The sequence below is a fragment of the Marinobacterium sp. LSUCC0821 genome (assembly GCF_012848475.1).
Taxonomy (GTDB): domain Bacteria; phylum Pseudomonadota; class Gammaproteobacteria; order Pseudomonadales; family Balneatricaceae; genus Marinobacterium_E.
The window spans coordinates 1,482,021-1,495,360 of record NZ_CP051666.1 but is presented as its reverse complement, the minus strand read 5'-3'; the positions used below and the strand labels follow the sequence as shown (position 1 = coordinate 1,495,360).

Here is a 13,340-nt window from a genome sequence, read left to right as displayed (position 1 = left end):
ATAATCACCGCATAGTTTCCAATTAAGGGGTCGCAATTGAGCGGGTCACAAACAAAAAGTGAAGGGTTGTTGCGTTCAAGCGCCGTGGTTGGCGTAATGACGATGATCTCCCGTGTGCTTGGTTTGATCCGAGATGTTGTGGTTGCGGGTTACTTCGGTGCAAGCGGTGCTTCCGACGCCTTCTTTGTTGCCTTTAAGATCCCGAACTTCCTGCGTCGCCTCTTTGCAGAGGGTGCTTTTGCTCAAGCATTTGTCCCTGTATTGTCTGAATATCGAACGCAGCGAGATTTAGATGCTGTCCGTCTGCTGGTGGCAAAAACGGCAGGTAGTTTAGGCTCTGTCCTTCTGGTAGTGACTTTTCTGGGTAGTGTCGGCTCGCCCCTATTGGCGATGCTTTTTGCTCCGGGTTTCTATATGTCTGGTTCGCCAAGTTATGACTTGGCGGCAGAGATGTTGCGCATTACTTTTCCTTATCTGATGTTGATTTCGTTGACTGCCTTTGCAGGTGCGATACTTAACTCTTATCAGCGCTTTGCCGTTCCTGCTTTCACCCCGGTGCTGTTGAATCTTTGTCTTATCGGTTCTGCCGTCTATTTGAGTCCACTCTTCGATCCGCCAATTATGGCGTTAGCCTGGGGTGTGTTGATGGCAGGTGCAGTGCAGTTGATCTTCCAGATGCCTTTCCTTGCAAGGCTGCGGCTTTTGCCTATGCCGCAGAGTGGCTGGAAGGATGAGGGTGTGCGCCGCATTCTGAGGTTGATGCTGCCGGCACTGTTTGGTGTCTCTGTAGCGCAAATCAATCTGTTATTGGATACGGTGCTGGCCTCCTTCTTGCAAACCGGCAGCGTCTCGTGGCTCTACTATTCAGACCGTCTGGCTGAGCTCCCCTTGGGTGTGTTTGGTATAGCTATAGCAACTGTGATTCTGCCTAGTCTTTCGCGCAAGCATGCTGAAAAGTCAGGTGAGCAGTTCGCGCAGATGCTCGATTGGGCGGTGCGGATGGTGCTGTTGATTGGTTTGCCTGCAGCCTTGGCATTGATTCTGTTGGCGGAACCGCTTTTAACAACTCTCTTCCATTATGGTCAGATGAGTGACCGTGATGTTGAGATGGCGGCAATGAGTCTGCGGGCTTATGGCGTTGGATTGCTCGCTTTTATGCTGATCAAAGTGCTGGCGCCGGGTTACTTCTCTCGGCAAGATACCAAAACCCCAGTTAAGATCGCTGTAAAAGCGATGGTTGCCAATATGGTGTTTAATCTGATGCTTATAGTGCCTCTGGCGCACGCGGGTTTGGCATTGGCTACAGCTCTGTCAGCATTTATGAATGCGGGCTGGTTGCTGCATGGGCTCATTAAGCAGGGTGTCTTTAAGTGGCAGTCTGGCTGGGCGCGTTGGTCGATGCAGTTAGGTTTGGCTAATCTGCTGATGGCACTGTTTGTGCTCTTTCTAGCGCCTGCGGCTAGTGAATGGCTTGTTCGGGATCTCTGGTGGCGCATAGAGTGGATGGCGCTTCTAGTGGGTGGTGCTGTTGCTGTCTATCTAGTGACGCTTGCACTAACCGGTGTGCGTATACGCCATCTTCGCGGCTAATCGCGTTTTTTCTGCAAATCTCCTGCTCCTAGGTCTTAAACCTAGCCCCTCCAATGCGCTATAATCGCGCGTTTAATTAACGTCCAAAATTACGGCGGTGAGTTAAGATTCATGGAACTGATCAGAGGCCTGCACAATCTTCGCGAGCGACATCGCGGTTGCGTTGCCACTATCGGTAACTTTGATGGCGTACATCGTGGTCATCAGCAGGTTCTTTCGGGGGTGCGTCGCAAAGCGCAAGAGCTCGGTGTACCTTCGGTGGTTATCATATTTGAACCTCAGCCACGTGAGTTTTTTGCACCTGATGCGGCGCCACCAAGGCTGACGCGTTTTGGCGAGAAGATTCGTCTCCTTGAGGCGGAGGGCGTTGATCGCGTGCTCTGTTTAAGCTTTAACGAGCGGTTGCGTGCTCTCTCTGCTGAACAGTTTATCGAGAGCCTGTTGCTTGAAGGGCTTGGCGTTAAGCACTTTGTTGTCGGTGATGACTTCCGTTTTGGCTGTGATCGTCGTGGTGATTATGCGTTGCTTAAAGCAGCGGGTCAGCGTCATGGCTTTACAGTAGCAGAGACTGAAACTCTGATCCTTGAAGATGAGCGGGTGAGCAGTTCGCGTATTCGTGAAGCGCTAGGTGCCAATAATTTGATGTTGGCATCGCGATTGCTTGGTCGTAGATATCGCGTAACGGGGCGTGTCCAGCATGGTCAAAAAATTGGCCGTGAACTGGGTGCACCAACCGCTAACGTTAGAATGCACAAGTACGCTTGTCCCTTGAAAGGGGTCTATGCAGTACGAGGACATTTAAGAAGTGCGCAGTTTAATGGTGTCTGTAACGTAGGCAGCCGACCAACTGTGAATGGTGTTCGTCCCGTTTTGGAAGTTCACCTTTTAGATTTTAAAGGGGATCTCTACGGAGAGCTTCTGAGTGTTGAATTTTTGCATCCTATGCGCCCTGAAAAACGCTTTGATGGGCTGGATGCGTTGCGCGAACAGATCGCGAAAGATATTTCAGCAGCACGAACTTGGTTCGCGTCTGCAAATACCTAACTGGAACTGGATAATGACCGATTACAAACCGACCCTTAACCTACCGGAAACTGCGTTCCCAATGCGCGGTAACCTACCATCAGCTGAGCCAGTTCGCCTTGCGAAATGGAAAGAGATGGATCTATATGCGCGAATTCGCGAGGTGAGTGCAGGGCGTCCAAAATTTATTCTGCACGATGGCCCTCCATACGCTAACGGCAGCATCCATATCGGTCACGCTGTTAACAAGATCATCAAAGATATGATCATCAAGTCTAAAACGCTGAGCGGCTTTGACGCGCCTTACACGCCGGGTTGGGACTGTCACGGTCTACCTATCGAGCACAAGGTTGAAACGCTTATCGGTAAAGCCGGCGAGAAAGTTTCTTATGCTGATTTCCGCGCTAAGTGTCGTTCATACGCAACTGAGCAGATCGAAGGACAGAAAGCGGATTTCATACGCTTAGGTATCCAGGGTGATTGGGATGACCCGTACCTAACCATGAACTTCAAAACTGAAGCCGACACCGTTCGCGCTCTGGGTAAAATTGCTGAGCGTGGACACCTGGTAAAAGGTTACAAGCCGGTCTACTGGAGTGTTGTTGGTAAATCAGCGCTTGCCGAGACTGAGGTTGAGTATCAAGACAAGACGTCGACAGCTATCGATGTACGCTTCACTTTTATCGATCAGGCAAAAGTTAACGCGCTGTTTGGTACAGATAAATCTAATGTCTCTTTGGTAATCTGGACTACAACACCTTGGACAATTCCAGCTAACCAAGCGGTATCAATCAACGGTGAGTTGGATTACGCGCTGGTTGAAGTGCATCTTGAATCGGGCGTTGATTACCAGGTTCTAGCTAAGTCTATGGTTGAGTCGATCATGGAGCGTTGGGGCGTAGATAATTACTCTGTACTTGCCTCTGTTAATGGCGCGGCACTTGAAAGTCTGATGCTTAAACACCCAGTTTATGATCGTGAAGTACCTGTCATTCTTGGTGATCACGTAACAACTGATGCGGGTACTGGTGCTGTCCACACTGCACCAGACCACGGTATGGATGACTTTGTTGTTGGTCTTAAATATGGCCTAACAACACTGAACCTTGTTCAAGCGGATGGTACATACATCGATAACGCTGGCGAATTTGCAGGTATCCATGTCTACAAAGCAGATGGTCCAGTTACTGAAGCGCTTGAGCGTGAGGGTAAGTTGGTTCACCTAAAACGTTTCCAACACAGCTACCCACACTGCTGGCGTACCAAAACACCATTGATCTACCGTGCGACACCGCAGTGGTTTATCTCTATGGATAAGAAGAACCTTAAAGCTGACGCGATGGAAGCGATTAAGGGTGTTCAGTGGTTCCCTGATTGGGGTCAAAACCGTATCGAGTCGATGGTTGGTCAGAGCCCAGACTGGTGTGTGTCTCGTCAACGTACTTGGGGTACTCCAATCACGCTATTCACGCATAAGCAGACTGGTGATCTACACCCACGCACTGCCGAGTTGATCGAGCAGGTTGCTCTGCGTATCGAACAATCGGGTATCGATGCCTGGTTTGATATGGATGCCGCTGAGCTGCTGGGTGAAGAGGCTAACGACTACGATAAAGTTACCGACACCATGGATGTGTGGTTTGACTCAGGTGTTACGCACCACTCTGTTCTGCGTACCAAAGAGAGTCTCCACTTCCCAGCCGATATGTACCTTGAGGGTTCGGATCAGCACCGTGGTTGGTTCCAGTCATCTCTGAAAACATCTATCGCTATTAACGGTTGTGCACCTTACAAGCAGGTTCTGACTCACGGTTTTACCGTGGATGAGAAGGGCTACAAGATGTCTAAGTCGCTGGGTAACGTAATTGCGCCTCAGCAGGTAAATGACAAGCTTGGTGCAGATATTCTGCGACTATGGGTGGCATCTACTGACTACTCTGGCGATATGGCAGTTTCAGATCAGATTCTTCAGCGTACTGCGGATAGCTACCGTCGTATTCGAAATACAGCTCGCTTCCTATTGGCGAACTTGAACGGCTTTAACCCAGAGACAGATCTTCTAAAACCAGAAGAGATGCTGGCGCTAGACCGTTGGGCTGTTGATGCGGCGTACCGTCTGCAGAAACGTGTTATTGATGCGTTCGATAGCTACCGTTTCTTGGATGTTTACCAGGCTGTTCACAACTTCTGTGCACAAGAGCTAGGTGGCTTCTACCTTGATATCATCAAAGACCGCCAGTACACCACTAAGGCAGACAGCTTTGCGCGTCGCTCATGTCAGACGGCGCTTTACCATGTGGCACAGGCGCTAACTCGCTGGATCGCACCAATTCTGAGCTTCACTGCAGATGAGATCATCGAAGTGCTGCCTGGTAATAATCCAGAGAGTGCGATGCTGACAACTTGGTACGATGGCCTCTTTGAAATGGCTGATAACGACCAATTTGGTCGTGCATACTGGGAACGTATCCTTGAAGTTAAGCAGGCAGTGAACAAGTGTCTTGAAGATGCGCGTAACGAGAAGCTTGTGAAAGGTTCGCTTGCTGCGGAAGTTACGCTCTATGCAGATGAAGCGCTAACAGCAGATCTTAACCGTCTAGGCGATGAGCTGCGTTTCGTATTGATCACATCGACTGCTGCAGTTGAGCCGCTAGAGAATGCTGGTTCTGCAGCTGAAACTCAGGTTACAGGTCTGAAAGTGGCTGTGAAAGCATCTGAGCATGCGAAGTGTGGTCGCTGCTGGCACCACCGTGAAGATGTGGGCACTCACGCAGGTCACGAAGATCTTTGTGGTCGTTGTATCGACAACGTAGAGGGCGAGGGTGAGCAACGTCACTTTGCCTAACAAGAGTGCGCTTGGCTGGTTGTGGCTGAGCGTTACGATTGTCCTCGTAGATCTAGCGAGTAAATATTGGGTGAGCTCAGTGCTCACCTACAACTCGCCAGTTGAGTTGCTTCCAATTTTTGATCTTCGACTACTCCATAACACAGGAGCTGCGTTTAGTTTTCTTGCCTCTGAAGAGGGTTGGCAGCGTTGGTTATTTGTTGCCATCGCTATTGTTGTCTCTCTCTTTATCGTCCGTTGGTTAAAACAGACAGACTCCTCAGATTGCCTCCTTGCCAGTGGTTATGCGCTGATATTAGGTGGTGCTCTAGGTAATCTTTTTGATCGTATAGTGCACGGTCATGTCGTTGATTTTATCTCTGTCCATTATCAGGGTTGGTACTTCCCTGCATTCAATGTGGCAGACATCGCAATAACCCTGGGTGCTGCAGCATTAATAGTCGATGCACTGGGCTTTTTTAAGAGTAAGAGTGAGATTTGAGATGAGTGAATTGGCTATCGGTCCAGGCAAAAAAGTGACACTTCATTTTGCGATTAAGTTAGAGAATGGCCAGATCGTGGACAGTAATTTTGAAGGTGATCCTGCTCAGTTCGAATTTGGTGATGGCAATATTCCAGAGGGCTTTGAGCAGGCGCTTGTTGGTTTGAAAGTGGGTGACCACCTAGATCTTACAATCGCGCCAGAGCGCGGCTTTGGTCAGCACAACCCAAGCAATATTCAGACACTTAAGCGTTCAGACTTCAAAGATATGGAACTAGAGCCAGGTTTGGTGATCAGTTTCCAAGAGCCAGGTGGTGAACTACCTGGTGTCGTAGTTGAGTTCGATGAGAAAAACGTAGTGATCGACTTCAACCATCCCCTCTCGGGCAAAACTATTTTGTTCGAAGTCAAAGTTCTAGAGATTCAGTAGAACTGTTTGCACTAAAACTCCTAGCCTCTGCTATATTGAGATAAAGAGGCGGAGTTTTTGTTATGTCCCATCAAAAAGGTTTTACGCTAATTGAGTTGATGATCGTTGTAGTGATCATCGGCATTCTTGCGTCTATAGCTTATCCGTCGTACCAGGATTATTTGCTCCGAGCGAAACGTGGTGATGCAATGAATGGAATTGCAGCACTTAGAATTGCACAAGAGCAACATCGATCCAGTAACACAACCTTCTCTTCATCTACCACCATTAACAGCGTTGACTATTCAACATCCCCAGAAGGTTACTGGACCCTTGCTGTCTCTGATGCTACAGGATCTGCTTATGTTGTAACCGCTGAGCCGAAAAGTCCGCATGTTGACTCTGTTTGTACCCAATTTGTAGCAAACCGAAATGGTGCAGTAGATGCTGTAACTGCAACGCTTGATGTTTGCTGGGAGCGCTAGAGTTTATGCTCAATAGGGAAAAAGGGGTTACTTTCACTGAGGTAATGGTGACGATCGCAATTATTGGAATAATTGCTGCTATCGCAATACCTGCGTATCAAAATCATATATTCAGTGAGCGATTGACGGGCGCATCTCAGGCTATCTATGCACAAGCGTTAATGGCGAAACGCCAATCGGTATCTAATAACGACACTCGCTATTTCAAGATTGAAGATGATTCAGGCGATTGGTGTGCCTTTGTTTCTACTACGAGTGATGCTACATGTGCGACAAGTTTGCTTTATACACACGGTAGGGATTTTAGTGGTGTCACCGTCTCTACCGGTGTTACATCAATTTTTGTTATGCCTGCACTGGTTGCAACAAATGTGAGTGTAGAAATTACGGGCGAAAATGGTGATGTTAAAACGCTAAAGATTTTTGAAAATCAAATGGTTGTAATTGAGTGATGGATAAAACTGCAACTCAAAAGCAAAGCGGCTTTACGTTAATCGAACTGATGATCGGCATGGCTGTAGGTTTGATTGTGCTTTCTGGTGCGCTTTTTCTCTATTTGAAGATCTATACAGTCAGTCAATCTACCCTCGCATCGACGCAGCTAAATCGTGAGTTAGGTATTTTGGTAGATACAATGTCTGGTGAAATTCGACGCCATGGATACTTCGCAAATTCGGGAGCAAATCCATACCAAGCTAGCAGCAGTGCAGGTATTTCTATCTCCGGTTCCTGTATTTTATATGGTTATGATGTCAATGCAGACGGGGTACAGAATGATAATGAGTTTCGTGGCTTTAAATTAGATCTGCAAAAGCTTTGGTTTGCCCGAACAGCAACAGCAGCCTGTGCTTCAACCACTGGCTGGGAAGAGTTTAGTAGCACTAATAGCGTTTTAGTGGAGTCACTTTTATTTAATTTGAATATTGATGCTCACACTACGGGCAGTACAACCTCCTATACTAGAAAAGTTGAGATGACAGTCACTGCCAAAGATCACAAAGGTATTACTAGCGGTACTAAGTCGGTTTCAATTCTTATCCCTAATAATGTGGTTGTGAATTGATGATGTACTTCCATTCCCAAAATAACCAACACAAACAGAGAGGGGTTGCGACCTTAGTGACCGTCCTAGTGTTGTTGTTAATTACCACAATAACGGCATTCACAATTTCCTCTGCAATCTTGAGTGAAAAGCAGATCGTGGCAGATGAAATGAGAGCATTGGCCGCATTTGAGGCCGCTCAGTCTGGGCTTGCAGTGGGCATAGATTCATTTAGACGTTCAGGTGAGCTACCCGCTATAGCCTCTGCGGCTTCTGGATCCAATGCTGCTGGAGCTAGATGGAGCTACTGGGGGGCATCCAGTGGAGATGATGTATTTCTATACGCTAAAGGATTTAGCGATGATCTATCTGTCGAACGACAAGTTCGTATGTTAATCGGTTTCGCTAAATTAGATCTTCCAGAGGTTTCTGTAGTTGCCGGTGGAGTGATGACAGCAAGCGGAAACTTAGACATTACTAACACCCAAGGAAACCTAAATATTTGGAGTGGTGATCAGGTTTCACTCGGCGGCAGTGCGACTACAACGATTCCCGCGCCTGGTTATCCGAAATGTGATAATGAAACCAGTGGTAGTTGTATTACAGCATCTAATAAGGATTATCGGGGCGGCGATATAGTTGATAGTGATCCTAATTTAGCTGGGCTAACAAGTTCTGAGTTTCAAAGGGCTTTTTTGGGTGACACGGTTGCTGATTTTTGTGATTCATTCATAGATGTAGACGCTACATCTGATGTTCAAGCTGCAGCCGATTTGGCAGGGGCGCGAGTCTGTTTAACAAGTGCTTCAAATGCAACGATCAAGCCTAATTTATCATTGGGAAGCCCGCTTGCGCCCAAAGTATTGATCATTGATGGTGATTTTGAGGTAAACAGTAATGTTGAATTTTATGGGTTATTGTTTGTAACCGGCGATATCAACAAGGCAAACGGTAACGCACAATTTAACGGTAGTGTTATCGTTCAGGGGGATATCGATTTAGGTAATGGCGGCTTTACTGTCATATTTGACTCTACTTACACCAATAATCTTGGTGACGAAAGTGGAGCTACAGCGGTAGTTGGAACCTGGAGGGATTGGTGATGAATTTCTCTCAAAGAGGTTTTGTTTTAATCGAAGCGATTATTGCCCTTGTTATCTCAGCCGTTGGATTGCTGGGTATAGCTTTGTTTACCTCTAATATGATCGGCGAGTCCTCTAAGGCTAAGTCTGAATCTGAGGCTATATCAATTGCCCAAAAGGAAATTGAAGTACTTAGAGGCTACGCTGCTTCTTACTCATTGAGTTCGATCATATCTGATGAACCTGTGTGGCCCGTCAGCACATCGGTTTCAGGTACTCGTGAAAACTACACGCTAAGCGGTGATGTGGTTTGGTCTGCGATATCTGGAACTAGCCTGGCTGACGCATCCATAACAGTAAGTTGGTATGAAGGATCTGTGACACTCAATACGGTGATTGTGGAGGACATGTTTGACTCTAAAGCCCAGGGTGGAAATGGCGACGCAGAGGCGGGTGGTAACCCATATGCGCTAACCCCTCCAACGGGTGGTGCGCAGTATGGTGATGATGCTCCAGGCGGGAATCTCCCCGACATTGTAACCCTGACGGGAGACCAAATTTCAGTTGTCTCAGTTCAGCAAAGCGAGGGCGGTGGAGTTAAGTTAGTCTATACGGATGATACTGATCCTTCTAATCCGATTGAATATGAACTTTTGACATATAACGGGAATGCCTTTTCGGAAATACGTGGTGTTGTTTATGTTGATTTCAGTTCAACCAATATTCCCTCAACTAGCTTTAATGATCTTGTTGTTCGAGCATCAGATACCGGTGTATGCCCGAGAAGTGATGCGCATACTATCCCTGGAAGTAGTGATTGGTTCGTGGAGTATCGTTGCTTTTTCGGCGCTGGATGGTACGGAAATATTGATGTCCTGTATGATGTTGTGTCCGAATCTGACACCTATCGTAACCAGTGTGTAGGTGATCCTAATGAGATTGATGATGGAACAGACCTGAGTAGGCATCCTAACTGGATCGAGCCTTTGGACGATAAACGTGAGTACCGAGGATATGGTCTTGCTGTTGTTGCAGGTAGTGGCTACGAAGCTGACAGCTCGGGTAATCTACTCTATGTCGCGCAGGGGCTAGCTGAGGGTGCTGTTTATGGGTATGGGCTTGCTGAGGCAGGACAGCAACTGGTAATTGGCGATGGGAACCACGATTTCGTGCTAGAGAAACAGCCCGGAGGCAATCCCTCATCGGCCGAACTGGATACCACTTGTGGAACTGTTTTAAGTACAGTCACTATACCGAGCTACGCTGGACACTTCCCAGGAACAAGTGGCGCTTCTTCAGGTGCATTTACAAGTTTTACCGGAAATAATGGTGACTTTGTCTGTCTTGAAGTTAATGGAGCCTTTAGTTGTCCAGCGAATATTCCTAGTTCCCTAGGTGCTGTCACGAGCGCTTCTATTTACTCAATTTCTGGAACTATTTCTCAAGCCTTAACATCTCCTTTGGTTTCAACAGCTACAAGTCAGTTTCCTACTGGTGTAATTAACAACTGTATAAGAGATGGTAACGGTAACTTGAGTTGTACGAGTGAGCCAATTTGTACCAATACTAGTTCTAGCTTTTTATGCTCTGTTATTGCTGCCTCTGGAGCCACTTGGAGTGGGTCAATTACTCACAGCATTTCTGATGCGAATTACTCTATTTGTGCGCCGAGTGGTGGTATGCAAACCTTCCCATCAATCAGTGGATCCGTATCGGGGGCAACCGTTTCCGTAATTGCAAGCGGAGCGTCATGCGGAGAAACCCCGGCACTAGGCACCTATACTGTCGTAATGACCAATAATACTGGTACGACATATGATCTGGCAGATTATGTCGAGTACATTGTTGTGGATAGTGTGAGTTATGCGTGTACAGACTCTACTGCTTCGTGGAAGAAAAATGGCAAAACGGTGACCTTATCATGTGATGCTCCAACATCATTAGATACAAGTGATTCGATTTTGTTGGATGGAGCTACAAATATAACTGTGACAATTACCAATGTTAGTGGAACATCTGTAACAGCTTCATACCCTTGATTAGTAGCTTTTCTCAAGGAGGAGAAAATGAAAAAGAAGCCAATCCCAAGGATGGGTGGCTTCACGTTGGTCGAGTTGATGATCGTGGTGGCGATCATCGGCGTGCTCGCTGGCGTGGCGCTCCCTTCGTATCAAACCTTCGTCATAAAAGCGAAGATCACAGATGCCATTGCGGCGACACATCAACTTAAACTCGCGCTTGCTGATTATGCAATCATTAACGGTGGGACATCAGGCCTTGCAGGGCTGCACTGGAGTTCAGCGCTTAAAGAGTTAGGGGTGCCAAACAACTTCTTTGGTGATAACTCCGACTATGTGAAAAATGCCTGGTGGAGTCACTCTGCAGGCGAGATAAGGGTATCCATCGCCAACATCGATCAACTGGATGGTCGCCGTTTGGTTCTTCGCGCTATCAATCCTGATTTTCCAACAAGCTGGCGCTGTATCAGTGATGATTCAGACAGTTCTTTTATCCCAAGTGAATATCTACCAAGTCACTGCCAATCTTCGGGATCAGAGTAGAATCTGTCGGCGTCCCTTTGGGAAACCTTAAATGGACCCACCCGTTTATTGCAAGACCGTTTTGACTCGATCATCCTCGGGGTCAGAGTAGTCTTATAAGACTACTCTGACCCCGTCCATCTCGGTATACTCTGGCATTCTGATTAATTTAAAGACTTCTAAGCGCACTATGTCTCAACAACTTGTCGTTGCACTAGCTCAAATCAATTTCCTTGTGGGCGATATTCCAGGTAACACACAGAAAATTATTGATACATCAAACCAGCTTGCTAAGCAGGGTGGGGTGGATATGGTGCTCTTTTCTGAGTTGTCGCTTACGGGCTATCCACCAGAGGATCTGCTGCTTCGTCCAAGTTTAAAACGCCGTATCGATGAGGCACTATCACGTCTGAAGTCAGAAGTGACTGATGTGGCTATGGTGGTTGGTTACCCTGCCGAGTTCGATGGTGAGTTGCGTAACATGGCCGCAGTTATCCATAACGGTGAGGTTGTCATTAAATACGCTAAGCAGCATCTACCTAACAACCGTGTTTTTGATGAGCTGCGCTACTTTGAACCGCATTCAAACGATGGTGTGTTTGAGTTTAAAGGTCACAAATTAGGGCTGCAGATCTGTCAGGATATCTGGGAAGTTGAGCCAACAGCACGACAGGCGCAACAGAACGTTAAAGCTATTCTAGTGCCGAATGCCTCGCCTTATCACATGGGCAAAACAACTGAGCGCACTGATGAGATATCTGCTCGAGCTAAAAGCGCCAATGCCCCCGTTATCTATGTTAACCAAGTGGGTGCGCAGGACGAGTTGGTATTTGATGGTGGTTCACAGGTTGTCGACTCTGAGGGTGAGCTTGCCTACCTCGCGCCGCATCATGAAGAGGGTGTTTACCTTGTTACTATTGAGCTTGATTCAGGCAGCGTAGTGCCGCATCAAGCATCCGCTGCTGAGCCCTCTATTGAGAAAGCGGTTTATGATTCGCTGGTTATGGGCGTGCGTGATTACATCAATAAGAATGGCTTTAAAGGTGTGATTTTTGGTCTTTCTGGTGGGGTCGATTCTGCGTTAACGGCTGCGGTTGCAGTTGATGCACTTGGTAAAGATCGTGTTGAGTGTGTGATGATGCCTTTCCGTTATACATCATCAATTAGTGTTGAAGATGCGGCTTTAGAGGCAGAGGCTCTGGGTATTAAACACTCAGTGATCTCAATTGAACCAACTTACGAAGCCTTTATGTCGCAGCTCTCTAACGAGTTTTCAGGCGCAGGGCTGGATGCAACTGAAGAGAACCTACAGGCCCGCTGTCGTGGTGTAATGTTGATGGCCATCTCGAACAAGAAGGGATTGTTGGTTCTGACCACCAGTAATAAATCTGAAACTGCCGTAGGTTACTCGACCCTTTACGGAGATATGGCGGGTGGATTCTGTGTCTTAAAAGATATTCCTAAGACTCTGGTTTATCGTCTCTGTCGTTACCGTAATGAAATTAGCCCTGTGATTCCTGAACGCGTGATAACTCGTCCACCTTCAGCTGAGCTGCGTCCAGACCAGACAGATCAAGATAGCCTGCCTGATTACGATCAACTTGATGCGATTATCGAGATGTATGTCGAGCACGACTACAGTGCAGAGATGATTATCGCGAAGGGTTACAACGAAGCCGATGTTTTGCGTGTGATTCGTCTGATCGATATCAACGAGTACAAGCGTCGTCAGGCGCCTATCGGACCTCGTATTACCCAGCGTGGTTTCGGTCGTGATCGCCGCTATCCAATCACTTCGGGTTGGAAGGCTGGAGTTTAGCTTTTTGTGGGAGGTTCCCCAAAG

The 13,340-nt window shown here is 47.3% G+C and carries 12 protein-coding genes; all 12 read left to right on the top strand.

What is annotated here, in order from left to right; genetic code table 11:
* Window positions 1–96: 96 nt before the first annotated feature.
* The 12 genes from murJ (at window position 97) to HH196_RS07085 (ending at window position 13,316) form a co-directional block, all read left to right on the top strand.
* Window positions 97–1,590, top strand: coding sequence for a murein biosynthesis integral membrane protein MurJ (murJ, locus tag HH196_RS07140; RefSeq protein ID WP_169452343.1), 1,494 nt, complete (start codon window positions 97–99; stop codon window positions 1,588–1,590).
* A gap of 111 nt (window positions 1,591–1,701) precedes the next feature.
* Window positions 1,702–2,634, top strand: a complete 933-nt coding sequence (gene ribF / locus HH196_RS07135; protein WP_169451458.1) for a bifunctional riboflavin kinase/FAD synthetase — start codon at window positions 1,702–1,704, stop codon at window positions 2,632–2,634.
* Between the two features lie 13 nt (window positions 2,635–2,647).
* Window positions 2,648–5,458, top strand: a complete 2,811-nt coding sequence (gene ileS / locus HH196_RS07130) for an isoleucine--tRNA ligase (protein WP_169451457.1) — start codon at window positions 2,648–2,650, stop codon at window positions 5,456–5,458.
* Window positions 5,436–5,939: a signal peptidase II gene (lspA, locus tag HH196_RS07125; protein ID WP_169451456.1), complete on the top strand. Its 504-nt coding sequence runs from the start codon at window positions 5,436–5,438 to the stop codon at window positions 5,937–5,939. Before ileS ends, lspA begins: the two co-directional genes overlap by 23 nt.
* A gap of 1 nt (window position 5,940) precedes the next feature.
* The gene (locus HH196_RS07120; protein WP_169451455.1) at window positions 5,941–6,369 is read left to right on the top strand and encodes a peptidylprolyl isomerase; all 429 of its coding nucleotides are present in this window, start codon (window positions 5,941–5,943) and stop codon (window positions 6,367–6,369) included.
* Window positions 6,370–6,431: 62 nt separating this feature from the next.
* Window positions 6,432–6,833 (top strand): type IV pilin protein, encoded by a 402-nt coding sequence (locus HH196_RS07115; RefSeq protein WP_169452342.1) that lies wholly within the window; start codon window positions 6,432–6,434, stop codon window positions 6,831–6,833.
* 5 nt (window positions 6,834–6,838) lie between these two features.
* Entirely contained in the window at window positions 6,839–7,285 is a 447-nt protein-coding gene (locus HH196_RS11620) for a prepilin-type N-terminal cleavage/methylation domain-containing protein (protein WP_169451454.1), read from the top strand.
* Window positions 7,285–7,896: a PilW family protein gene (locus tag HH196_RS07105; protein WP_169451453.1), complete on the top strand. Its 612-nt coding sequence runs from the start codon at window positions 7,285–7,287 to the stop codon at window positions 7,894–7,896. The genes HH196_RS11620 and HH196_RS07105 overlap by 1 nt, the downstream gene beginning before the upstream one ends.
* Complete coding sequence (locus tag HH196_RS07100) at window positions 7,896–8,978, top strand: hypothetical protein (RefSeq protein ID WP_169451452.1); 1,083 nt, start codon at window positions 7,896–7,898, stop codon at window positions 8,976–8,978. Before HH196_RS07105 ends, HH196_RS07100 begins: the two co-directional genes overlap by 1 nt.
* Window positions 8,978–10,996: a hypothetical protein gene (locus HH196_RS07095; RefSeq protein WP_169451451.1), complete on the top strand. Its 2,019-nt coding sequence runs from the start codon at window positions 8,978–8,980 to the stop codon at window positions 10,994–10,996. Before HH196_RS07100 ends, HH196_RS07095 begins: the two co-directional genes overlap by 1 nt.
* 27 nt (window positions 10,997–11,023) lie before the next feature.
* Window positions 11,024–11,518, top strand: a complete 495-nt coding sequence (locus HH196_RS07090; protein WP_169452341.1) for a prepilin-type N-terminal cleavage/methylation domain-containing protein — start codon at window positions 11,024–11,026, stop codon at window positions 11,516–11,518.
* Window positions 11,519–11,687: 169 nt separating this feature from the next.
* On the top strand, window positions 11,688–13,316 hold the full coding sequence (locus tag HH196_RS07085; protein ID WP_169451450.1) for an NAD+ synthase: 1,629 nt from the start codon (window positions 11,688–11,690) through the stop codon (window positions 13,314–13,316).
* Window positions 13,317–13,340 lie beyond the last annotated feature (24 nt).